A 23,434-nucleotide genomic window follows, 5' to 3' on the forward strand; every position below is an offset into this window, starting at 1 on the left:
GACACAGGCCAATAGAGCATGGCGCATCGGTGAGCTCCCCAACGGTGTGGGGAGCGCCAATACGATGAAAAGGGGAGCGGGGCGGTCAGGCCGATTCGGTCACAATCTTTACCGACCCCACGTACTCCTGCACGGCGGTGACGGTAAGATGGAAGATGCGGGCGCCGTTCAAGGTCACAAAGGCGTTGTCCGGGCTGCCGCAGAGGCGGGCGAATTCGGGGCCCACGGCCTGGGTCGCTTCGCCGGACCCGGTTTTTTCCATTGCGGCCAGGTACGTGTTGAGACGTTTTTTAAGGGTCTCAAAGTAGTCCACGTCGGCCCCGGTGGTGAGGTGCAGGGTCTCGGAGAGGTTTTTTGAGAATTCCCGGATGATGAGCCAGAAGTGCTCTGCCAGGGATTCTTTTTCTTTTTTGCCATCCATGTAGACGCTGATGGCCCATCCCGCGCTGATGATTTTGAGGAGCTGGAGCTCGTATTCCACGGTGACGGTTTTGACGTCATCGTTTTCGGGCAGGGTGGCCAGGAGCTGCTTGATGTCCTCCCGGTCCACGGCAAAGGCCGCCAGGTTTTCACACATGGTTTTAAGGGTCACGTCCTGTTTTTCTGCTGTGGCCATAGGGGCTCCTGTGTTCGTCAAAAAAATGCCTCCGGCGGCAAGGTGTGCCGCCTTAAAAGCTGGTTGCGAATGTTCCCACCCTTCGTTTTTCAGGGTGATCACATTCGCTGGTGACATAGACCGTGGTCTGAGGTGCCACGACACCGGTGACTGATTCAGATCGTTTATCAAACCTTCATGTTGTGAAATAAAGGCAAAAGCTTGGCTCCCGTCAGCGAATGTGGCAACCCGAGGGACGAGGGGTGGAGCATTCGCAAACCTGGGGTGCAGGGGATTTATCCCCTGCCCGCCGGAGGCATGTCCCGTTACCCTGCATCTGCAAGTACAACGGCCCGTACCGGGGCGGGGTAGCCTTCCACGGTTTTAGTGGGGTCGTTGGGATCCAGGAACATCTCCAGGGATTCAGTGTTGACCCAGTCTGTTTTCCGCTGTTCGGCAAGGGTGGTGGGGGAGACGTCCACGCAGCGGATGTTGGTGAACCCGGCCCGCCTCAGCCAGTTGGCAAGGCAGGGAACCGTGGGAATGAAAAAGACGTTTCGCATTTTTGCGTAGCGGTCCACGGGGAACAGGGCCGTTTCCGAGTCCCCTTCGATGATGAGGGTCTCCATGACCAGCTCGCCTCCGGGGCGCATGCAGTCGTGGATTTCCTTGAGGGTATCGATGGGGGACTTGCGATGGTAGATGACCCCCATGCAGAAGATGGTGTCGAAGTACCGACCCAGGGGGGGCAGCTCCTCCATCTTGGCGGGGATGAAGTAGAGGCCCGGGATCTGCAGGTATTTCTGGAGGGTCAGGTACTGGAAGTAGAAGAGGATCTGGGGGTCGATGCCCAGGACCATCTCGGGCTGGCCTTCGGCCATGCGGAACATGTAATATCCGGAGCTTGCCCCGATATCCAGCACGCGGCGACTTTCAAGGGGGGCGATGTGGGGTGCCAGGCGGTCCCATTTGACATCGGAGTTCCATTCGGTGTCGATGTCGATGCCGAAAAGGCCATAGGGACCTTTGCGCCAAGGCTTCAGGTCCCGGAGCCCCTGGAGGAGGGCGGCGATGTCCGCCGGATCGTGATCGTCCCCGGGGAGCACGCTGACCCGTCGGCCCGCAATGTCGATGCCGTCCCCGAACATATCGGGCAGGCCCTCAACGATGTCCCGGAATTTTTTTTCATTGCCGAAGTCGCGGCCGGTCAGGGCCATTTTTTCCTCGATGAGGGCGGTGAGCCCCTCCCGTGCAGGTTCTAAATTCAATCGTGTCAGGTCTTGCAGCAGCGCGTCCATCTTACGTCTCTTTCTCGTCTTTCAAGCAGATAAAGCTGGTGAAGTGGAACCACTTCTGCCAGATGTCCACCTTGGTGAATCCGGCGGCGTTGAAACGCGCCGTATGGGTTTCCACTGTTTCGGGAATCAGCACGTTTTCCAGGGCATCGCGCTTCTGGCTGATCTCGAGGTTGGAGTAGCCGTTTTCCCCTTTGAACCGGTAGTAGAATTCCTGCTGGAGGTCCGTGAGTTCCTTCTCTTCGTGGATCACCTTTTCGGTGATGAGCAGGATTCCGCCGGGGATCAGGGCCTCGTGGGCCCGGGCGATGAGGGCGTCCCGCTCGGCAACGGGGAGAAACTGCAGGGTAAGGTTCAGTACCACCACCGAGGCGGGTTCCATGGCCAGGTCCTGGATGTTGGTCCGGATCAGCTCGATGCGGTCCCCTGCCGGGTGGTTGTCCAGGCGCTCCTGAAAGATTTCGAGCATGGGGGCGGAGTTGTCCACGGCCACCACGCGCAAGGGGCGCTTGCCCATTTCGTGCAGCAGGCGCATGCCGAAGTTGCCGTTGGAGCACCCCAGGTCGATGACCGCCGTTCCCTCCTTGTAAAAACGGGCGGCAAGCTGGGCCTGGCGCCTGACCGTCTCCCGGTAAAGGGGCACGGAGCGGTGGATCATGTCGTTAAAGACCCCTGCCACATTTTCGTTGAATTCGAAGGGTGGCACCGTGGGCAGTTTTTTTGAGTAAATCGTGTCCTGACTCATATTCTCTGACTCATTGTCTCGTGAAATCCTTGGTGCACCAGGTTCCTGAAAGGCGAAGACTCACCGGTACCCGGCCGGCATGTTGCAGGGCGGAATCCCCATTAATGGTTGAAAAAAAAGGAAAACCGATTCATGATGGAAAACCGCAACAGACCTTTATTACCAATCGCAAGGCGGGTGTCAAGGGGATTTCAGCCACACCAATTCATTCGAAATCGGGAGAGACCATGCATATCTGGCATCAGGCAGTGACACTTGAGGAGGTGAAACCCGTTGTGGAGGTGGCCATGCTTCATCACCTGGGGATTGAACTGGTGGCCATGGGCGATGACTGGCTTAAAGGCCGCATGCCCGTGGACGAGCGAACAAGGCAGCCTGCCGGGTTGCTCCACGGCGGCGCCACCTGCGTGCTGGGCGAATCCTTGGCCAGCATCGCCTCGGCCCTGTGTGTGGACCTGAATACCCACGGCGTGGTGGGCACCGAGATCAGCGCCAGCCATATCCGAAGCGCCAAAGAGGGCTGGGTGTACGGCACCTGCAGGCCCTTTCATCTGGGCCGACGCAACCACGTCTGGGACGTGCGCGTCACAGACGGTGAAGAGACCCTGATTTCAGCCATCCGCATGACCGCAGCCATCCTTGCCTATTGACAGAGCCAAGCCCCGGACTATTTTCCCTTAGCCCTTAGCCCTTAGCCCTTAGCCCTTAGCCCTTAGCCCTTTTTTTGATCTATGGAGGTCCCATGGTACGAATGAAACGTGTGACATTGAAGATCAGCGGGGTGGTCCAGGGTGTGGCCTTCCGCTATCACACCGTGGCCGAGGCCAGGCGTTTGGGGGTCACCGGCTGGGTCCGCAATGTTTCCGACGGCACGGTGAAAGCCCTGGCCGAAGGCGAGTCCGCCGCCGTGGATGCGTTCATGGCCTGGTGCCGGATGGGCCCTCCCATGGCGCGAGTTGAAGCGGTGAGGGTGACCACGACGGCCTATGGGGGTGAGTTCGACGATTTTGAGGTGGTGGGGTGATTGTTTACCATGGCAAGCACGCTTTCCGATATCTGCTTGAGTCTGCTTCAGGGGCTGGTATAGTGGCGCTCAAAATCGATCACTTTCTCCTTTTGATATGCAGGGATCTTGTTCTGCAGATCAAGGCGATCAACCCCTTTATCGAGAAACAAGCCCCATGTCATTTGCTTCCCTTGGACTCTTTGCCCCCTTGTGTCGTGCCATCGACGACGAGGGGTATTCCGCTCCTTTTCCCATTCAGGCCGAGGCGATTCCCGCTATTTTATCCGGCAGGGATGTCATGGCCGCAGCACAAACCGGAACGGGCAAGACGGCCAGTTATACGTTGCCGCTGCTGCAGCGCCTCGCCACCGGCCCCGGGGTGAGAGCCAATCACATCCGTGGCCTGGTGCTGACGCCCACCCGTGAGCTGGCTGTGCAGGTGGCCGTGGATATTGCCAAGTATGGCAGGCACCTTTCGCTTACCTCAGGCGTTGTTTACGGCGGAGTGAAGATCAACCCACAGATGATGAAGCTGCGCAGGGGTGCCGATGTGCTGGTGGCGACGCCGGGGCGTTTGCTGGATCTTTTCAGCAAGAACGCCGTGAAGTTTTCGCAGGTTGAGGCCCTGGTGATTGATGAGGCAGATCGCATGCTCGACATGGGGTTTGCCAAGGATATCCAAAAGATTATCGCTCTGCTGCCGAAGGGGCGCCAGACCCTCCTTTTCTCGGCCACCTTTTCCGACGAGATCCGTTTGTTGGGCGACGCGTTGCTCAGCACACCGGTGCAGATAGAGGTAAGCCCACGAAACGCCCCTGCGGAGAGCGTCAAACAGTGGGCGTATGAAGTTGACAAAGGCAAGAAGAGAGCGCTTCTCAGCCACCTGGTTCGCCATAACGATTGGAAGCAGGTGCTGGTCTTTGTCCGTACGAAAAAGGGGGCCGACCGCCTGGTTCGGGAGTTGGGCGGTGACGGTCTTTCGGCTGTTGCCATTCATGGAGACAAGAGCCAGGGGCAGCGTAGCCGAGCCCTTGTCGACTTTAAGGCAAAAAAGGTCCGGATTCTTATCGCCACAGACCTTGCCGCGCGCGGCCTCGATATCAGGGAGCTGCCCCAGGTGGTCAATTTCGATCTGCCAAAAGTTCCCGAGAACTATATCCACCGCATCGGACGTACGGGTCGGGCCGGGTTGCAAGGGATGGGCATCTCCCTTGTCAGTGCCGATGAGGTGACACTCCTTGCGGCGATTGAGGGCCTGATCCGCCAGACCCTGGAGAGAGACGTAGAGCCCGGTTTTGTCCCCACATGTAAAGTCCCCCTCACCCGGCAGGTGACGGTGCGCCCGAAAAAACCGAAAAAGCCGAAAAAAAATAAAACAGCCGCGTAACGATTCAGCTTGTGCCTCCGGCGGCCCTGCCGGGGGCCAAACTTTTAAAAAGTTTGACAAACAGGTCTTAAGCAAGTCTTTCCAGGCTCCGCCGAAATAATTTCCACTTTTTCGCACCCGCGCTTCGTTTTGATCGCCCTTCAGGGCGATCAAAACGAAGCGCGGGTGCATTAGAAAAGTTTTTTTCGGAGCTTTTTTTCAAAAAAGCGACCCGCCGGAGGCAATCTGAATAGTTACAAAAAGTTTAATAAACAGGCTCAGGCAAGTCAAAATCGATAGCGAATGTGATTTTCCCTGAGGAACGAAGGGGAAAGCGCATTCGCAACCTGCTTTCGAGGTGGCTCACCTCGCCGCCGGAGGCAGACTTTTCCATGCGCTTTAACCATAGAAGGCAGGCTTTACCCAACAAAAAACCGGGTTCTCCCTTGCGGGAGGCCCGGTTTTTTGCGTTCTGCGAGTGAACGTGTCAAATGGCGCCGGTTTGTGGGGGATGGCGCCGTGTGTCTTGCCTGGCATGGGGTCGGCACAGGTTGCGCGGGAGGCGGCGAGTGCCCCGTGGGGCACCCGCCTGGGAGGTGGAACCTGTGGGCCTTCGCCCTTGGGTTACTGGATGGTGATCTCTTTTCCGGCGGGCTGGACGGCCCTGGGAATCGTGATGTGCAGCACCCCGTTTTTAAACTCCGCCTCGATGGTGTCCGGGTCGGTTTTGGGGGAGAGGCGGAACGCCCTTTCGAAGCTCCCGTAGAAGCGCTCGCGGCGGTAGACGGTTTTGTCGTCGCTCGTCTCTTCGGCCTTGCGCTCACCTTTCAGGGTAAGGATGCCGTCTTCCACGCTGATGGTGATGTCTTTTTTCTCGATGCCGGGAAGGTCGGCTTTGACGACCACCTTGCCGTCCTCTTCATAGATGTCCACCTCGGGGCTCCAGTTTTTGGCCGTGTTGGAGAGAAGGCGCCCTGAGTCGGAGAAAAAATCATCAAACATACGGTTGAGGCGGCTGTTGACGGAAGGGGCGGTTGCAAAGGGGTTGAATCTGACAAGTTCCATGGTGTGTCCTCCATTATGATGTGTTGTGCATGTCATGTTGTTCGTTCTTGGTGTTTCTTTCGTTTGAAACAAAAATAGTCATGATCTGATTTGTGTCAACAAAAGAATATGATATTTTTTTGTCATTATCAAAATAAAAAATAAAATAAAAGTAATGAGAATGACGGATGCGCTGATTTTTGGTATAGAAAGGGCAGGAGGTCATATGAATAAAAAGAACGATCCATTAAACAGGATGGCACATCCCGGCGGAGCGTCCCTGCGGGATCTCATGGGCAAGCAGTCGGTGCGGGCCACTTTCCGCATCTCATCACGGGCCATTGAGTCCATGGCCGTGGTGGCCGAACACTTCGGCATCAAGCAGAAATCCCTCTTCGACCATCTGGTGGAGGACGTGGAGACCTTAAACGCCATTGCCGGGCGTTTATCCGCCGATGCCATGAAAGAGGTCCCCAGGGTTCAAAAAACCTTTGTCATCAGCCGCCGGACCCTGGATGCACTGGAGCTGGCCTCGCGCCAGTTCGGTGCCCCCCGGGACGCCCTGGTGGAGTTTTCCATCCAGCGGTTGGGGGAGCTCATCGACGGAGAGCGCAAACGCCATGCCGTGAGAAAGGCCCTTTTAAAAAGGGTGGAGGAGAGAAAGGCTCTGTTCCATGAGAGCCTCGCTGAGTCGGTTCAGGCCCTGGGAGAGGCAGATCCCTTTGTGGAGCGACTGGCCCATATCTGCGGCACCCTGGAACATACCGTGGATGATCTGAAGGCCCTGGTCAAACGGGGTGAGGGGCTGGAAGGGTTATGATGGAACGCCTGCAAGACAAGGCCTCCGAGGGGGTCAACCCTTTTGCCCTGGGGTACGATAGTTTTCGAGAGGCCATGGTGGCGCGCCTGGGGCTGGACCGGTATGCATCGGCGGAGCTATATTCCATGGCCGTTCGGTCCGGGGCTGTGGACGTTTCCGCCCTGACGCGCCTTCCGGAGCGGGAGGGGCTGGGCGTAGCCGTCAAACAGGCCCTGGTGTTTCCGGACCCCCGTCTGGTCACCGTTAAAGAGGCCGACGGCGTGGTGAAATTTACCACCCGCCTCCTCGACGGTCACGAGGTGGAGTCCGTGGTGCTTCCCATGTTGAACCATTACACCCTGTGCGTCTCCTCCCAGGTGGGATGCAAAAGGGGCTGCCTCTTCTGCACCACTGCCAAGATGGGGTTCGTTCGGGACCTGACGCCCATGGAGATTCTGGACCAGCTTTATGCGGCGCGCCACAAGCTCTCGTATCCCATTCGGAACATCGTCTTCATGGGCATGGGAGAGCCCCTGGACAATTTTGGCGCCGTGTCCGAGGCCATCGGTGTCATGAGCGACCAGCGGGGTTTTGATATTCCCTTGAGGCGCATCACCGTCTCCACGGTGGGGAGCGCCGAAGGCATTGAAAAACTGGGGGCCTCACCCATTTCAGCGGTCAATCTGGCCGTTTCGGTCAACGGGGCAACCGATGAGATCCGCTCCCGTCTCATGCCGGTGAACCGCAAAACACCCCTCAAGAGCCTGGTGGAGACCCTGTCCCGTTATCCCTTTGCCCGAAAGGGGGCGCTCTTTGCCGAGTACATCGTCATCGAAGGGGTCAACGACAGCCCGGAAGACGCCCGGGCCCTGGTGGCGGTCCTCTCCCCCCTTGCCGTGCGTTACAACCTCATCGGCTTCAATGCAGGCCCCGGGGCCCCTTTCCCCTCCACCTGCCAAAAGGCCGTGGAACGCTTTCGTGATCTTCTCGTGCACGAGGGGGCCTACGTGCGAATCCGCGCTTCCAAAGGGCGCGACCTCGTTGCCGGTTGCGGACAGCTGGGGAAAAAAAGTGTGTCTTCTGTGTGAAAAGTAAAAAGTCAAAAGCATGCCTCCGGTGGCGAGGTGTGCCACCTTGAAAGCAGGTTGCGAATGCGTTTTCCCCTTCGTTCCTCAGGGAAAATCACATTCGCCTTTGATCTATATTCTAAAACCTGTTTGTTAAATTTTTTTAAAAGTTTAACCCCGGCAGGGCCACCGGAGGCCTTTTTGAACGGTGCGCGGTGGAGAGACGGCTTTGCCTGGGGCTGTCCATGTATAGATCGTGACTGGCCGTGTTTTGCGGTCATCCTAACCAAAATCATATAGCGTTGCTCGTTTGAGCAGGGCCATCGGAGGTCATATACCCATGAAACGAATCGGAGCCCACGTGAGTGCGGCAGGGGGCGTGGAGAACGCGCCGTTGAACGCTGCGGCCATCGGGGCCACGGCCTTTGCCGTGTTTACGAAGAACCAGCGGCAGTGGAAAGCCAAGCCCCTGACGGAAAAGAGCATCGCCGCCTTTAAGGCCAACTGCGAAGAACACGGTTACCTGCCGGGGCACATCCTGCCCCACGACAGCTACCTGATTAACCTGGGGCACCCGGAGGCCGAGGCCCTTGCCAAGTCCCGGGATGCCTTTGTGGATGAGATGGCCAGGGTGCGCCAGCTGGGGCTGGACCGGTTGAATTTTCATCCCGGCAGTCACTTGAAGAAAATGGATGAAGCGGCCTGCATCGCACGCATTGCCGAGTCCATCAACCTCGCCCACAAAGAGGTGCCCGGGGTCTGCGCCGTCATTGAGAACACCGCGGGGCAGGGAACCAACCTGGGGTACCGGTTCGAGCACCTGCGGGACATCATCGACGGGGTGGAGGACAAAGAGCGGGTGGGGGTGTGTCTCGACACCTGCCACGCCTTTACCTCCGGGTACGATTTAAGGACGGCCGAGGCCTGCGACGACACCTTTGCCCGTTTTGACGAGGTGGTGGGGTTTTCGAGCCTTATGGGCATGCACCTGAACGATTCCAAGCCGGAGCTGGGCAAGAGGGTTGACCGTCATGCTTCTCTGGGCAAGGGGATGTTGGGGCTGGAGGTGTTTCGCTATATCATGAACGATGCACGGTTCGAAGAAATCCCCATGGTCCTTGAGACACCCGACAGCGATATCTGGCACGAGGAGTTATTACTTCTCCGCTCTTTGTAATAGAAAATATTTCATAAAATTCAATCCCTCATGGGGGATATCAGAAGCCCTTTCACTGGAAACAGTGAAAGGGCTTTTTTGTTGCCTTCGCCAAGGTGACATTCCCAATTGTTCACTCCGGGCTCGCAATGGGACAGGACAATGGAAATGCTTGAAGGACGGGGGGTTGGGTCTTGTTTTGGATGGTAGTTATCCGGTGTGCGGGGGGGTGAATGCTATGTCGTTTCTTTGAAGTGTTTCTTTATACTGATCATTCTAATGGGCGTTTTTTTTACCGGAAGTTAAAAAAACCTGTACAGTCATCTCGTGATTTAGTAATATCCGTTTTTTGGTTAGGGTTGTTGGAATGAAAGTAGAAGGAAAGAGGTTGGAAATGGTGACGACAAAATTGTGTTCAAAGTGTGGTGAGGAGAAGCCGATTAGTGAGTATTATCGGCAGAAAGGTGGGAAAGACGGGCTACGGGCAGCATGCAAGAAATGCTTCATCAAAGCCAATACGGAGTACAGGGCTCGAAGCAGTGATAAGCTTCGCATGGGTTCTAAAGAGTATTTCCGTAACTTGAAAAAAGTCAAAGCAAGCTACGAATATGAGACAGTGAATTAATCTCGTGGTACGTTGACGGCATGAAAAGCATGGCAGCCCATGGGATATGCAATCCAATGGCAGATCCCATGGGAATGCTAATAAGCTGCTAAAGAAGAAAAATTTTTCATGTTCCCTGTTGCTTCAGGTGTGCCGGTACGATGAATGCAGCGGCCGGTTCCGTATGCTTACCCCCATCTGTCCTGCTGCGGTGCGGCCCGGAGCCTTATACCCTTGGCGATCTTCGCTGCACGGCCTTTCCACCACAGCATACCCCTGCGCCTCGGGCGCACCCCCCTTGGCGTTCCCTTCGGTAAGACCTCCATTTTTTTATCCCCACAGAGCTTAATCTGCTCATTTGACCTTACAACATACAGGATTGAGTTAGCCCGGATATTTCACGAGTCGGGTGCATCCATATTCAAGGCATCAGAGTTTCAGAAAGCAAACTTTTCCAGGATCCTCCGAAACAATGTCGACTTTTTTACACCCGTGCTTCGTCTCGCTCGCCCTTCAGGGCGATCAAGACGAAGCACAGGTGCATCAGGAACGTTTTTTGCGGAGCTTTTTTTCAATAAAGCGACCCGCCGGAGGCCTATGCGGAGTAGTCACCCGTATTTTAGTAGACGTCGCGGGTGCCACCATAGGTGAGGAGCTCAGGGGGCCTTCCTGCCGTGGCTTTGACCTTTTTTTCCTTGAGGCTTTCGATGGTGTAGTGGGTTCGGATCATTTTTCTGAAGTTTGCCGGATCGATGGGTTTTTCCAGCACCGCTTCGTAAATGCACCGAAGCTCCGTCCAGGTGAACCGTTCGTCAAGGAGGGCAAAGGCGATGGGGGTGTAAGAGATTTTGCCCTTGAGTCGTTCGTGGAAGTCGAAGAGGACCCCCCGATGGAACGGAGACATGGGCGGGGTGTTGCCGTTGATGAGTTTTCGCAAGGGGAACCAGTCCCCTTTTCGGTGGGACACGGCTTTTTCAGGGACCAGGGCAAAGTAGCTGGTGACCAGATGGCGGGCCTCGTCGTAGGTCTTGAGCTGCTCCATCCAGGTCTGTGTCAGGCCGGTCATGGTGTTGAGGATGCGTGTGGCGCACACCTCAAGGTCTCCGCCCTCTGACGGGGTAAAGGGGAGGAAGGGAAGGGCCCGCAGCTCGGGGCGCCCCGGTTTGGGGGGCAGCAGGACCTGTATTTCTCCTTCGGAAAAGGCGGCAAGGACCATCTCCACCGAGACCGTTGGCAGGGGGCAGGTGGTTTTGGCGCTGTAGATGCTCGGCTCGCTCCCGGCCTTTGTGGCGTGCCATTCCCCTCCCTTTGACAGGGGGAGAAGGTCCTCTTCGTGGGCGAGGCTGTCCACCATGCGGGCGTAGGGCGTAGAAAAATATTTGCCGTAGACATCGGAGTCGTCAATGTGCAGCTGGATGCCGTTTCGCCTGCAGTACTCTGCCTTGGAGCGATTCCAGATACGGTTGTCCATGTATGGGTTGCCGTCGATATAGGTGACCTCGGTGCCCCCCTTTTTGTGGTGGGTGGTCACGGAAAAGAGGTGGGTCCAGGCAAGCCCCAGCTGATCCTTGAGATAGTGCTCCAGGGAGCGGGTGTGCTCGGTTCCTGTGATGACATGCACTTCATGCCCGTGGGCCACCAGTTCCCGGCTCAATCTGGAAAAAAAATCGGGGAAGGTGTCGGCCACCCCGTGGACATCGATGCCCAGCCTGATGATTTCGTCCTTATGGTTCATGCGTTTAGTCAATATCCTCGGTGGTGGTGGCGGTGCGAACACCGGCCGTTGCCATATCGGTGAAAAAAGCGTCGCTTAAGTGTTCAAAACCCGCAACCGGGCTCATGGCGTCGGTTAAGAGGACCACACGTTCAGCCAGAACGGGGCGGGCGGAGACCAGGTCCCGGACGCTGTCGGCCACGCAGTGGGAAGAGGCTTCTCCGGCGACATAGATCTCATCGAACCCAGAGAGATCGTCCAGAAGGGACCGGTGGAACACGGAGGCGGGGTCCCCCTCCCGCATCACCTTGGGCTGGAAGATGGAGAAGTGCTCCGTGTACCGCGAGGCGCCCTTGGGGAGCATCACAAGGTCGGTGTGCCGGTTGGCCCACCTGCTCAAGATGGTGTCCAGGGGGTGGTACACCCCATGGCCCCAGGTGCCCAAAAGGCAGTGGGGAGGCCAGATCACATGGGTGCCGCAGGCCTCCATGTAAGTCTGGCTCCATGGTTGGTCCTCGGGGTTGGAGGCCCGCCAGTGCCCGCTTTGCACCTCGTCTGCGGTGATGGCCGTAAAGGGGGCCGGCGGGTTGCCGGAGCGGTCCGCCCACCATGCGGGGTGGGCAATGTGCATGCGGTTGTGGGAGTCTAAGGTCACCACCACGCGGGAGAACGCGTCGCCGTTCATTTCGATAAAATCGGTGAGGCGCTCCATGTCCCGGCTCGCCCCTTCCACAAACAACTCCCCGGTGGGGTCGCAAAATGAGTTCTGGGGGTCGATGATCAACAGGATACGTTTCATGTCTTGTCTCCTCATGCCGTTTTTTGTGCACATAAAAGGGCCGAGGCCGGGGGCCGGGCCCCCGGTTTGCGTCAGCTCTTTCCAAACACCCGCTTCATGTAATCCAGGTAGCCCTGGTCGTCGCACATCTGCTTGCCCGGAGAGTCGGAGAGCTTGGCCACGGGTGTGTCCTGGCAGCGGGTCATCTTGATGACGATCTGAAGGGGCTCGCCCACCACGTCGTTGGTGAGGTTGGTGCCGATGCCGAAGTAGGTGATGAGGCGGTCCTTGAAGTGACGGGCGATTTCAATGGCCCTGGGAAAACTCAGGCCGTCGCTGAAGACCCCCACCTTGGAGGCAGCCTCGATGCGCAGGCTCTGGTAGTGGGTGATGAGATCCTCCCCCCAGGCGATGGGGTCGCCGCTGTCGTGGCGGCATCCGTCGAAGAGTTTGGCAAAGTACATGTCGAAATCTTTGAGGAAGGCCTTGAAACCGGCCACATCGGAGAGGGCGATGCCCAGGTCTCCCCGGTACTCCTGGGCCCAGTGCTCCAGGGCGAATTTCTGGCTGTCCACGAGCCGGGGCCCCAGGGCCTGGCAGGCCATGAGCCACTCGTGGGCCATGGTCCCCACGGGTGTGAGATCGTATTTCCAGGCGAAGTAGACGTTGCTGGTACCCATGAAGTTGTCTGGGATGGCCTCTTTCAGGGTTTTGACAATGGTCTCGTGCCACTGCCTGGAAAAACGGCGGCGCGTGCCGAAATCTGAGAACTTCAGGGCCATGCCCTTGCTGTTTTCGGATTTGACAAGGTCGATCTTGGCCTGGAGCCTTGAGAGCCCCTCGGAGAGGTCGGCGTCCGGGTGGTGGTTGCGGAAATACAGTTCGTTGATGATGGCAAGGACCGGCACCTCATACAAGATGGTGTGGAGCCAGGGTCCCTTGATCCTCAGGACATAATCGTCCCCTTCCATTTCCGAGGTGATGAAATCGCGCTTGAGCTGAAAGAGACGGAGGAATTCGATGAAATCACGCTTGATAAAGCGAAGGCTCTGAAGGAAGTCGAGCTCTTCATCGGTGAAGCGAAGGCTGCAGATGTGGTCCAGTTCTCGGTCTATTCCGTCTATGACGGGGGCAAAGTCGATGCCTAAATTCCGGCAGCGGAATTCATACTCCACTTCCGCCCAGGGAAACTGATGAAGAACGCCCTGCATCATGGTGAGTTTGTACAGGTCGGTGTCCAGCAATGATTGAATGATCGGGGTTGTCAACGGATGGATCTCCACATGTTGTGGCGCCGAAAAAGGCGGCAAGCTCTCAAGGGGACCCCTGCGACGGGGCCTCCCGGAGTCAAACTCCGCAGCGCGCTGCGGAAGGGCGAATGCATCGAGCCCGGATGGCCGTTTTGCAGCCGTTTCAACCGGGTTGATGGTCTTTGGGGGATCATCCGGGCATTAGCCAAAGGTATACCCACTGCATCAAATGTCAAGCCGAATTTTTGTCGTTTATACCAAAACTATACTCCCCGGCGGGTAAGCGTGCAATATCAATGGCTGGCCGCTGTCCTCGGTTGCCTGGATTCGTCTTCGGGATCACCATGAACAGGGGGGGAGACCCGGTCTCCGGCAGAGGGGGTTGCCGGTGAATGATGACTTGGGGTGGTATCATTTCGCTCGAGTACAGGTCTGGCCAAACCTACCGGGCCTTTTGTGTGGTTCGGCCCCAAATTCCGCTTTCTTCCACTCTGAAATAAACAATCACACCCATATTCAAGGCCCCAGAGCTCAGGTCAAACGCATTTAGACGTTGCCTCCGGCGGCCAACCGTTTAAAAAGTTTGACAAACAGGTCTTACGAATGACCAGGCCCGGATCAAAGCCTCTGGCGAGCCGAGTGTTTCAACATAACGGACAGTCAACCGGAAAGTTTTTGCGGAGCTTTTTTCAAAAAGCGACCCGCCGGAGGCAACTGAATTTTTAAATGCGTTGGCCCTGAATCAACAGGATCAGAAGTCAGTTTCGGATTTAGAAAACGATGGCTGTTCCGTCGTAGCACGCCTGGTAGATTGCCTTGATTTCGTCAAAGGTAGGTTTTCTGGGGTTGAAGAGGGTGCAGGGATCCTTCAGGGCATGTTCGGTCATGGAATCCAGTTTTGCGTTCCACTTTTCCTCATCGATGCCACACTCTTTAAAGGAACCGGCCACGCCGACGGATGCGGTCAATCCGGCGACCTCCCGGGCGAACTCCTCGGCCGTGGATTTTCCGAGCAAGGCTGCCAGGTCCCCGTATTTGTCGGTGACCTTGGCGTTGAAGCGGATGACGTTGGGCATGAGGATGGCATTGCCGCAACCGTGGGCGACCCCGAAGGTGCCGCCCACCTGATGGGACATGGCGTGGACAATGCCCAGCCAGACGTTGGTAAAAGCCATGCCTGCCAGGCAGGAGGCGTCGTGCATGGCCTGGCGGGTCTCCAGGTCCCCGGGCTCTGCCACGGCCCTGGCAAGGTTCTTGAACACAAGGTTGATGGATTCCTTGGCCAAGGGGTCGTTGTAACGGTCAGCAATGTTGGAGACGTACGCTTCCACACCGTGGCTCAGGGCATCGAGACCGGTGTTTGCGGTGACGCTCTTGGGCATGCTGGCGCAGAGTTCGCCATCGATGATGGCCACATCCGGGGTCAGCTCGTGGGACACGAGGGGGTACTTCACCCCTTTGTCGGTGTCCGTGATCACGGAAAGGCCCGTGATTTCCGTTCCCGTGCCGCTTGTGGAGGGAATGGCAACAAATGTGGCCTTGTTGCGCATTTTTTTGACACCAAAGGGTGCAGCCAGTTCTTCCAGCTTGGAGTCCGGGTACTCATAATACACCCACATGGCCTTGGCGGCATCAATGGCGGAGCACCCACCCAGGCCGACAATGATGTCGGGTTGCTCTTCGGTGAAGAAGGCGGCGCCTTTCAGCACCGTTTCGATGGACGGATCGGCTTCAACACCGGAAAATACGGCAGGTGTGATACCCGCTTCCGTGAGAAAGGTTCGTGTTTTTTCAAGGGCCCCGTTTTTTCGGACAGAGCTGCCGCCGGTGACGATGACGGCTTTGGTGCCTTCGAGGTTTTTCAGGTTTTCAAGGGAGCCCAGGCCGTGGAATATGTCTTTGGGGACAATAAAAGTGGTCATGTTTTTTTCCTTAATTGAAAGGGTGTCTCTGATTGCTTGACGGGGCACTCTTTTGCCCGACGAGAGGCACTAAACCTTTTTAAGGATTCCCTGTAAAGTAGGCACTTTTTCGTGTTTCAGTATGCTTTTGGAGACGTGGTTCCCAAAAGGGAACTATCTTTCGGTTTGGTTCAATTTCGTGTTATGGCACGGGATGCGTGTGGTGCAGTGGCCTCGGACAGGGGCCTTTGCGGCCTGATTGGGCAATGACATGATGACAAGAAAAATGTGGTACGATAGATCACATCGAAGAAACGGAAGGCAGGAGGCGCATAATGCCGGAAGACAGGACCCATAAAGTAAGTTGCAGTTCCTACGTCAATGAGGTGGAGGTGGCCTTCGAGCTCCTCTCCGGAAAGTGGGTCCCGCTGATTGTCTGGACCCTGGCAACCGAAGGGACCAAGCGATTCGGAGAGCTCAGGAAGATCATGCCGTCGGCAACCCAGAAGATGCTGACCCAGCAGCTGAGGGCCTTGGAGAAAAACGGGCTCGTCAGCAGGAAAATATACCCGGAGGTTCCGCCCGTGGTGGAATACTCCCTCACCGATATCGGCCGGAAGCTCAGCCCCATCTTAAAAGACCTCAATGCGTGGTCCAGGGAATACCTTGATGACCGGGGCGGCAGGGGGAAATAGATCGTCCTTTTCCCCCGGAAGGGGGGCCGGTACAATAAAAAAAAGCCCGTTGTCCGCAGGAGTCGGATGGCGGGCTTTTTTTATTCTGTGATCACAAGGTACTCCGGGATGGGACGATCCGAGGAAAAGGCGGGGATGGGGTCGTCATGGCCGGGGGGCCGGATGGTGATGATGAGGATTGTGGCCGAGGGTGCGTAGCGGGCCAGGTGCTCGGGAATGCCAAGACCGCCCTCGCAGTGGAAGATACCGGATATGTGCATGACGGAGTTGTCCGGGTAGTGCGTCAGGGCCTCGGCAATGGACCAGGCCATGGTGGCGTCCCAGAGGGCCTGGGCGTCGGTGTTTATGGTGGATGGGGGCGAGCCCGGGGCCTTTGTGCCGTGGGGATTGTCTTTTTGGGATGCGTGCAGGATCTGCCGCTCAAGGGCCGCCAGCTTGGTGCGGTAGGCAGGTGACGCTTCTTCATAGGGCAGGGGGGCGATCCAGGTTTTGGCCTCGGGGCTGAGTTGTTCAAGAGCCTCTTTTCCCTTGCGGGCCACCAGATTCACGTAGCGCCTCGGGGCGTTGGCCGCAATGACAGGAGCCCCCTTCTCTTTGGCCAGATTGAGGGTTTGTCGGTAGGCGCGGACATAGTTGCCCCAGGGCCGGGAGGCGGCCATGAAATGCATCTCGGTGATGAGGCCCGAGAGGTATTCGTCGGTGACGCCCTGGAGGTCCCGGGCCAGCATCTCAAAGGAGAGGGTCACCCCGGGCGGGGACTTTTCCTCGGCCCGTTTTTCAAGGAGACGTTTTAAGAGGGCATATTCCAGGTGGTGGGCCGAAGGGTTGTCGTGGGTCTCTCCCACCAGAACCACGTCGGCCCGGGCCGCTTCGTCCATAAGAACGTCTTGGCTCACCCGGGTCCCGTCGGGGGAGAGGATGGTGTAACGTGGCGGTTCCATGGATGCGCGTCCGGTGCCGTGGCATCCGGCGGCAAAAAGAAGGGTTCCTAAAAAAAGGCCCAGCATGCATGGGCTACGGTTCATCGCTGAACTCCCATGGGGTGTGCGGGCCCCCTGTCACAGGGAGCCCGGGGCGCAAAAAAGGGTCAGAAGTTGCGGTGGATGCGGATGTTTCCGTTGTCGATGCGCCGGTTGAAGGCGTCCCTGGCCCAGGCCTTGATGCGGGCCCTGGAGGCGGGGATGAGAAGGAGGATCCCGGCGAAGTCGGTGAGAAGGCCCGGGGTCACAAGGACGATCCCTGCAATGAGGATCATCAGGGCGTCGATGAGCTCTTCCGTGGGCATGATCCCCTGGTCCATGCATTCCCTGATCTTGAGAACGGTCTGGAGTCCCTGGATCTTGGCCAAGGAAGCCCCGGCAATGCCGGTGCCGATGACCAGGGCAATGGCGGCAAAGGGCCCCATGAACGATCCGATCTTGATAAGGAGCCACAGCTCGATGACAGGGATCAGGGTAAACAAGAGAAAAAGACGTAACACCATGGGGACAGTCTCCATTAAATCCGTGAAAGTAACCCGCAGTCGTGCGGTTTCACCACAAGATGGGACCGATCCCGAAAATGTCAAGCAAGGGTAGGGATGTAGGGTGCAGGGGAAAAGGCCAAAAGCGCCTTCTATGGTGAACGTGGGTGGAAAAAGCAGGCCTCCGGCGGCAAGGTGGGGGCACTTTGAAACCCTATGGCGAATGCATGGAGGTCGTCATTATGCAACCGTTTTTGCGGGAGAGGCCTATTTCATTTTACTGGAAACACGATGAAGGGGCTTTGGGAGTCACTTGAGTTTAACTGGAATAACGACGGCGAAAACTCGAAATGTTGGCCTCCGGCAGGGGCGCCGGAGGCCGTTTTTGAACCGTGCTATCGCTTGCTGCGGGGGTGCTTCTTGATGGATTTCAGGAAGCGGTCCACGCGGGTCTTGACGATGGGAAAATCTTCCCCGCGGTCGTCGATGCAGTCTCCGTCGATGGTGAGGATGGGGATGCCCGCTTTTTTGAACATCTCGTTTTCCATGATGGAGCCACCGTGGAAGTGCCGGCACGACTTCGGGTAGTAGGCGATGATGCCTTCAGTGTCCTCTGGGATCTCGTCGATGGCGATGCCCGTTCTGGCCGTCACCGAGGAGAAGGCCGGGTGCAGGACCGTTCGCCGGGCAATGGAGCGGATGGGGTCCGCCGGGTCCAGGGGCTCCCAGAAGGCGTAGTTGACCTGGGAGGCGGAGATGTCGATGCGCTCGTCCAGGTAGGTCATGAGAGGCGTCTTGAAGTAGGGCCGCAGGTGGAACCAGGCGATACGGGGGCGGCTGTCGTCTTCACCCGGTGCCGTGCTTCCCTTGTACTCCTTGCAGCGGGACTTGTAGACGTCCACGATGCGCTCGGTACCCCAGGTCTGCATGAGGTTGGCGGCGTAGTCCAGCTCACGGACCCCTTTTTTCGCCGAGGTGCGCTGCTGGAGAACCACGTCGTTGCCTTCGTTGAGCCAGGTGCGGGCTTCGTTGGTCCACCGGATGACCTGGCGGAGGGTGTCCTCCTCCAGGGTGAGGCCGGTGTGCTCCGTGACGAAGGCCACCATTTCAAGGAGCTGTTCGTAGACGTAGGTAACGCCCTCTTCCACCCGTTTGATGTCCTTTTCGTCCGTACTCGCGGCCAGGTCGTAGAGGCCGTAGGGGATGTCCAGGATAAACTCCGGGCGTTTGTATTTGTGGGCGGCCAGCTCGGCGTATTTGGCCGAGGGGTCGCACAGGTGGGTGGAGGTGATGAGCACATCCGGTGTGGGGAAGATGTCCTCGATGACGCCCCCTGCAACGGTTTTCATAAAGGAGCAGAGGTCCCCGGAAAAGTTGTGGGCCTCGGCGGTTTCGATGCGTTCCCGCGCCGCGCCGGTCATGGCGAGCTGAGAGGCCACCATCTCCGTGGTAAAGGGGAGCAGCCCCATGGCGTACATGATCTCAGTGGGCACAAAAAGGCTTCGCCAGGCCACGGGGTGGTAGGCGAACTCCCCGTTGGTCTCGAGGTTGTAGGCGTTAAAAAACTGCTCGGTGTTGAGGTACCCCCGCTTGGCGGACGGGGAGAGGGTGTCAAAGGCCTTGGGAAAGGCCATCTTCACGGCATCCCCGGGCTCGATTCCCTCCAGGCCGTTGACGCGGAGCAGGTTTTTTACCTGAATTTTTCGCTGCTCCGTGTTCTCTTGTATCATCTCCGCTCGGTTCATCGGTTTCTCTTTCGTCGTTTTTTGAGTCTCTTGATAAATGACTGCACCTCACGTTCGTTGATCTCGGAGCTGATGTCGCCTTCGAGGACCTTCATGGGCACGTCCACGGGGATGTCGTTTTTTAAAAGGGCCCACTGCATCTGCATGTTGGCGCAGAATTTCATGGAGTAGTAGAGGACTCCGTCCACCCGGTACTCTTTGATAAGGCTCTGGATCTCGTCGATGGCTTCCCGGGACTTGTCCCCGAGCATGCGGGGGCAGGGAGTACCGGAGAGGTAGATGCTCGCGAGCTCCCGGTAGGGGTCTTCGTGGGGGACGGCCTCACCGGTGAAGGCCCTGAGGCCGGTGCACATGTGCTCCACAACGGACACGCCGCCCGTGGCCTCGATGGTTTTGATGAGGGACCCGTTGCCCGGACCGCCGATGACCATGATGCGCGGGGCATCCTTGTCGCCGGTCTGGCCTTTTTTTTCGGCGATGAAAGCTTCCAGACGGTCGTTGAGTTCCTCCCTGGGCATGTCCCAGGAGGCGGTGATGAGGGCTTCCACCTCACGACCGGTGACGGCCGTGGCCTCCTCTTTTCTCATGGCGTCCACGGTGCGGAAGAGGTCCCGGGTTTTGTTGAAGAGGGCCATGGAGGCCCGTAAGGCCTCCTCGGTGACGGGACCCGCGTGGGCCTCCACATCCTCTTTCATGCGCCGCAGGCCCCCTGCAAAAAAGGTGACGCTGGCGTTGGTGACCACCTTGGGTACGTCCAGGAGGTGAAGCATGGCGGGCTTGATCTCGTCCTGGCGGTAGAGCCAGCCGTCGGCCAGGCGCCGCATGCACTCGCAGGAGTGGGCGATGACCACACCGGAGAGGGCGTCGTAGGCCCCGGTGAGGGCGCCCCCCATGCTGGAGCGGACGTAGGAGCAGATGGAGTCTCCCAGGACCACGTCCTCATGCTCGGCACCGGAATCGGATTTGATGCCCACGGGAAGGGCACCGGCCGCGTGGAGAATCTCCAGGGGGGTGTATGTGCAGAACCATCCTATTTTTTTCACTGGGCGGACCTTTCGGCCGATGGGGCCATGGGGGTGGCTGCGTAGGCGTCGCAGGCGTAGAGGGTTTGAACCACCTCCCCGCCCCTGGACAGGTGAACCAGGTCGCAGAGCATGGTCTTGTTGCAGCCCAGCTCCTGGGCGCGGGTGCATTCGGTGAACTCGGAGGTGATCCCCTGGATGGTCTCAATACCCCGGAAAGACCCCCTTTCTTCCACTTCGTCCCGGGCAAACAGGGCCATGCCGATGGCGCCCATGACCTTGTGGTGCATGGGCACGTAGAGCTCTAACTTTTCGCCCCGGGCCTCGCAGAGGAGGTCCTCCAGGGATTTTTTTACCCCGATGTTGGAGGCCACGCCTCCCTGGAAGGCGATGGGGGTTTTCAGGTGCTTCTTGTTGATGCCGAGGGTGGCGTAGAAGTTCATGGCAAGGGAGCGGTGAAGCCCTGCGATGATGTTCTCCTTGGTGTTGCCCTTGGCCTGTTCGGCGATGAGGTCCCGGCCCACGAAGACCGTGCACATGCTGGAGAAGCTGTAGGGCTTTTTGGCCTTGAGGCCCGTCTCCCCGAATTTTTCAATGGGAATACCGAGGCGGTCTGCCTGGGCATCCAGAAAGGAACCGGTGCCGGCGCCGCATTTTTTGTTCATGCCCGCTTCTTCCAACTCACCGTCTTCGATGTACATCACCTTGGAATCCTGGCCGCCGATATCGAAGATGACCTGGGTGTCGGGGAGCAGGTGGAGGGTGGCTTCGGCGTGGGCATCCAGTTCGGTCTCGTAGACATCGGCGCCCAGAAGGGCAGAAGAGATCTCATGGCCGCTGCCGGTGACGCCGGAGCCCAGGATGTCGATGTTGGCGGGGAGCTTTGCCGAAAGGCGGGAAAATGCTTTTTTGATGTTGTTGATGACGTCCCCTTCGGTGAGGGTGTAGTCGGTTTCAAAGACCACGCCGGCCTCATCGACAAAGGCGATGTTGATGGAGATGGAACCGGCGTCCAGGCCGATGAACCCTTTGACGGTGTCGCCCCAGGTGCCGGAGACCAGGGGGAAGGCCAGGACCCTGGTTTTTTCGCAGATGTATTTGTAGGCCGGCTTTTTCAGTCCCTTGATGAGGGTGTCGATTTTCTGAAACGGGGACGCAGGGGCCGGGTCGGCTGCCTCGGCCTTGATCCAGAGGTCGGAGACGGTGGTGCTGATCTCCACGCGGGAGCCGTCTTCGCAGGTAAAGGAGGCCGCCTCCTCGCCTTTAATGTCGTGGTGGCGCGCCTCTTTTTTCAAGGTGTCGATGACCGGGGCCACGGATTCCCAGGCGTCCTGGACGCGATCTTTGGCCTTCTGGAGGAAGAGGTAGGGGATCCTGTAGAAAATCTGTCCCGGTGTTAAGGGCAGGGAGGCAAAGCCTTCGCCCGTGTTGTCTGAGAGTGTGCCGTTATGTGTCATGCATTTTCTCTTTTGTTCTGGGTGAGTATGTGTTTGTGACTGTGAAATAAGATTTCTGTCGAAAACGCTGTTTAATTTGTGATCGCTACATAAGACCCAGCCAGGTCTCCCGTGGTGCTGCCCCATTCGACGACATGGATGAATGATGTGATATCACCATGTTTTCAGGGCGTTACCCGTTTATGGGGAAATGTGTGCGGTAATGAAAGAGGATTACCATAAGATACTCCATTCGACAAGTATGGAATGAAAAAGGGGGCAGGGGGTGGGGCGTCGGGGTGAAACCCATTGAAAGAATAATGAAAAAGCCTCGTGTTTTAAATCGGGCCCATGGGGTGTATGATGGCAAAATGACCCTGGGACGGATTTCTCTTTTTGCCTCGATGTGAGGCGGGTGTGTTTGTTTTCTGCTGCGGGGCCTTGAGATCGAAGGGTATCTCCTGTAAAAGAGTCTCGCCCGATTTGATTTTATTGTTTATATGACGTTTTACGAGTATTTGCGAATTCGTCATTGCCCATACGCCGCCCCGCAAAGGGGGGCATCAAGAAAGGAACATTCATGGCACAGCGTAAAATTACCGTGATCCCCGGAGACGGGATCGGTCCCGATATCATCGATTCAGCCCTTCAGATTCTGGACAAGGCCGGATGCGATTTTGAGTACGAGTTCGCAGACGCGGGCCTTGCCGCCCTGGAAAAACACGGCGAGCTCCTGCCCCAGCGCACCCTGGATCTTATCGAAAAAAACGGCGTCACCCTGAAAGGGCCGCTGACAACACCCATCGGCAAAGGGTTTACCTCCATCAACGTCTCCCTTCGCAAGCGGTTCAATCTCTACGCCAACCTGCGCCCGGTGATCTCCTTTAAGGGGACCCAGGCGCGCTACGAAAACATCGACATCATCACCGTGCGGGAAAACACCCAGGGCATGTACTCCGGGCTGGGCCAGACCGTGTCCGAAGACGGGTGCACGGCCGAGGCCATGAGCCTCGTGACCCGGGAGGGGGCAGAGCGCATTGTCCGCTTTGCTTATGAGCTGGCGCGAAAAGAGAACCGCAAAAAGGTCACCATCGTCCACAAGGCAAACATCCTGAAATCCACCTCCGGCCTGTTCCTGGACGTGGCCCGGGAAATCAGCGCGGCGTACCCGGACATTGAGACCGCCGAGATGATCGTGGACGCCACCTGCATGAAGCTGGTCATGAATCCGGAAGAGTTTGACGTCATCGTCACCACGAACCTGTTCGGGGACATCATTTCCGACCTGTGTGCAGGCCTCGTCGGCGGACTGGGCATGGCTCCCGGGGCCAACATCGGCGACAACGCGGCCCTCTTCGAAGCCGTTCACGGCAGTGCCCCGGACATTGCCGGAAAGAATCTGGCCAACCCCACCTCCGTGATCCTTGCCTCCATCCAGATGCTGGAGTACCTGGGCATGCAGGACAAGGCCGAGGCCATTCGCCGGGCCGTTACCGCCGTCATCGAAGAGGGGGACCGCACCACCTGCGACCTGGGCGGCACCCACGGCACCACGGATTTCACCCAGGCCGTCATGGAACGCCTCTGATTTTTTCCCCATGAAAAAAAGCCCCCGGCACCCCGCCGGGGGCTTCCTGCCGTGATTAGGAATTCTCCTTTCCCCAATTTCTTTCCTTAAATGTGACCAGCTGAATTTTCTTTTGCCTTTCTTTGTAAGCATTGACATAAGGAGCTCATGGGGTATCATCAATGGC

General features: G+C 57.6%; 22 protein-coding genes. 9 read left to right on the forward strand and 13 right to left on the reverse strand.

Going from position 1 to position 23,434, the window contains the following annotated elements:
• Positions 1-85: 85 nt before the first annotated feature.
• From BLQ12_RS09860 to cmoA, 3 genes are all read right to left on the reverse strand, one after another.
• The gene (locus BLQ12_RS09860) at positions 86-616 is read right to left on the reverse strand and encodes a hypothetical protein (protein WP_092210485.1); all 531 of its coding nucleotides are present in this window, start codon (positions 614-616) and stop codon (positions 86-88) included.
• 305 nt (positions 617-921) lie between these two features.
• Entirely contained in the window at positions 922-1,893 is a 972-nt protein-coding gene (cmoB, locus tag BLQ12_RS09865) for a tRNA 5-methoxyuridine(34)/uridine 5-oxyacetic acid(34) synthase CmoB (RefSeq protein ID WP_092210486.1), read from the reverse strand.
• A gap of 1 nt (position 1,894) precedes the next feature.
• Positions 1,895-2,635, reverse strand: a complete 741-nt coding sequence (gene cmoA / locus BLQ12_RS09870) for a carboxy-S-adenosyl-L-methionine synthase CmoA (RefSeq protein ID WP_092210487.1) — start codon at positions 2,633-2,635, stop codon at positions 1,895-1,897.
• 227 nt (positions 2,636-2,862) lie between these two features.
• Here cmoA and BLQ12_RS09875 point away from each other — a divergent pair, with 227 nt between their 5' ends.
• From BLQ12_RS09875 to BLQ12_RS09885, 3 genes are all read left to right on the forward strand, one after another.
• Entirely contained in the window at positions 2,863-3,285 is a 423-nt protein-coding gene (locus BLQ12_RS09875) for a hotdog fold thioesterase (RefSeq protein WP_092210488.1), read from the forward strand.
• Positions 3,286-3,377: 92 nt separating this feature from the next.
• Entirely contained in the window at positions 3,378-3,659 is a 282-nt protein-coding gene (locus BLQ12_RS09880; RefSeq protein ID WP_217640281.1) for an acylphosphatase, read from the forward strand.
• Positions 3,660-3,816: 157 nt separating this feature from the next.
• Positions 3,817-5,028 (forward strand): DEAD/DEAH box helicase, encoded by a 1,212-nt coding sequence (locus BLQ12_RS09885; protein WP_092210490.1) that lies wholly within the window; start codon positions 3,817-3,819, stop codon positions 5,026-5,028.
• Between the two features lie 603 nt (positions 5,029-5,631).
• Here the strand turns inward: BLQ12_RS09885 and BLQ12_RS09890 are convergent.
• Positions 5,632-6,072 (reverse strand): Hsp20/alpha crystallin family protein, encoded by a 441-nt coding sequence (locus BLQ12_RS09890; RefSeq protein ID WP_175469626.1) that lies wholly within the window; start codon positions 6,070-6,072, stop codon positions 5,632-5,634.
• Between the two features lie 205 nt (positions 6,073-6,277).
• On the opposite strand from BLQ12_RS09890, the gene BLQ12_RS09895 reads away from it, so the two are divergent.
• The 4 genes from BLQ12_RS09895 to BLQ12_RS09910 all read left to right on the forward strand — a co-directional run bounded on the left by BLQ12_RS09895 (position 6,278) and on the right by BLQ12_RS09910 (position 9,698).
• Positions 6,278-6,871 (forward strand): hypothetical protein, encoded by a 594-nt coding sequence (locus BLQ12_RS09895; protein WP_092210492.1) that lies wholly within the window; start codon positions 6,278-6,280, stop codon positions 6,869-6,871.
• Entirely contained in the window at positions 6,868-7,938 is a 1,071-nt protein-coding gene (gene rlmN, locus BLQ12_RS09900; protein WP_092210493.1) for a 23S rRNA (adenine(2503)-C(2))-methyltransferase RlmN, read from the forward strand. The genes BLQ12_RS09895 and rlmN overlap by 4 nt, the downstream gene beginning before the upstream one ends.
• Positions 7,939-8,257: 319 nt before the next feature.
• Positions 8,258-9,094 (forward strand): deoxyribonuclease IV, encoded by an 837-nt coding sequence (nfo, locus tag BLQ12_RS09905; protein ID WP_092210494.1) that lies wholly within the window; start codon positions 8,258-8,260, stop codon positions 9,092-9,094.
• 346 nt (positions 9,095-9,440) lie between these two features.
• Positions 9,441-9,698 (forward strand): hypothetical protein, encoded by a 258-nt coding sequence (locus tag BLQ12_RS09910; RefSeq protein WP_139163930.1) that lies wholly within the window; start codon positions 9,441-9,443, stop codon positions 9,696-9,698.
• Positions 9,699-10,296: 598 nt separating this feature from the next.
• Here BLQ12_RS09910 and BLQ12_RS09915 read toward each other — a convergent pair.
• From BLQ12_RS09915 to BLQ12_RS09930, 4 genes are all read right to left on the reverse strand, one after another.
• Entirely contained in the window at positions 10,297-11,412 is a 1,116-nt protein-coding gene (locus BLQ12_RS09915) for an NUDIX hydrolase (protein WP_092210496.1), read from the reverse strand.
• 4 nt (positions 11,413-11,416) lie between these two features.
• Positions 11,417-12,190 (reverse strand): cysteine hydrolase family protein, encoded by a 774-nt coding sequence (locus BLQ12_RS09920; protein ID WP_092210497.1) that lies wholly within the window; start codon positions 12,188-12,190, stop codon positions 11,417-11,419.
• Positions 12,191-12,261: 71 nt separating this feature from the next.
• A complete protein-coding gene (gene pncB / locus BLQ12_RS09925) occupies positions 12,262-13,437 on the reverse strand; it encodes a nicotinate phosphoribosyltransferase (protein WP_254782034.1) in 1,176 nt (391 codons plus the stop codon).
• Between the two features lie 752 nt (positions 13,438-14,189).
• A complete protein-coding gene (locus tag BLQ12_RS09930) occupies positions 14,190-15,341 on the reverse strand; it encodes an iron-containing alcohol dehydrogenase (protein ID WP_092210498.1) in 1,152 nt (383 codons plus the stop codon).
• 314 nt (positions 15,342-15,655) lie between these two features.
• Here BLQ12_RS09930 and BLQ12_RS09935 point away from each other — a divergent pair, with 314 nt between their 5' ends.
• Positions 15,656-16,015, forward strand: coding sequence for a winged helix-turn-helix transcriptional regulator (locus BLQ12_RS09935; RefSeq protein ID WP_092210499.1), 360 nt, complete (start codon positions 15,656-15,658; stop codon positions 16,013-16,015).
• Between the two features lie 80 nt (positions 16,016-16,095).
• On the opposite strand, the gene BLQ12_RS09940 is transcribed toward BLQ12_RS09935, so the two are convergent.
• From BLQ12_RS09940 to BLQ12_RS09960, 5 genes are all read right to left on the reverse strand, one after another.
• The gene (locus BLQ12_RS09940) at positions 16,096-17,040 is read right to left on the reverse strand and encodes a ChaN family lipoprotein (protein ID WP_092210500.1); all 945 of its coding nucleotides are present in this window, start codon (positions 17,038-17,040) and stop codon (positions 16,096-16,098) included.
• A gap of 62 nt (positions 17,041-17,102) precedes the next feature.
• Positions 17,103-17,498, reverse strand: coding sequence for an FxsA family protein (locus BLQ12_RS09945; protein WP_092210501.1), 396 nt, complete (start codon positions 17,496-17,498; stop codon positions 17,103-17,105).
• Between the two features lie 374 nt (positions 17,499-17,872).
• Positions 17,873-19,222 (reverse strand): 2-hydroxyacyl-CoA dehydratase subunit D, encoded by a 1,350-nt coding sequence (locus tag BLQ12_RS09950; protein WP_092210502.1) that lies wholly within the window; start codon positions 19,220-19,222, stop codon positions 17,873-17,875.
• Positions 19,219-20,265, reverse strand: a complete 1,047-nt coding sequence (locus BLQ12_RS09955) for a 2-hydroxyacyl-CoA dehydratase subunit D (protein ID WP_175469627.1) — start codon at positions 20,263-20,265, stop codon at positions 19,219-19,221. Before BLQ12_RS09955 ends, BLQ12_RS09950 begins: the two co-directional genes overlap by 4 nt.
• Positions 20,262-21,701 (reverse strand): acyl-CoA dehydratase activase, encoded by a 1,440-nt coding sequence (locus BLQ12_RS09960; RefSeq protein WP_175469628.1) that lies wholly within the window; start codon positions 21,699-21,701, stop codon positions 20,262-20,264. Before BLQ12_RS09960 ends, BLQ12_RS09955 begins: the two co-directional genes overlap by 4 nt.
• Before the next feature lie 559 nt (positions 21,702-22,260).
• On the opposite strand from BLQ12_RS09960, the gene BLQ12_RS09965 reads away from it, so the two are divergent.
• A complete protein-coding gene (locus BLQ12_RS09965; RefSeq protein ID WP_092210505.1) occupies positions 22,261-23,268 on the forward strand; it encodes an isocitrate dehydrogenase in 1,008 nt (335 codons plus the stop codon).
• The last annotated feature ends 166 nt before the right edge of the window (positions 23,269-23,434 follow it).

Source organism: Desulfoluna spongiiphila (genome assembly GCF_900101345.1).
GTDB lineage: Bacteria > Desulfobacterota > Desulfobacteria > Desulfobacterales > Desulfolunaceae > Desulfoluna > Desulfoluna spongiiphila.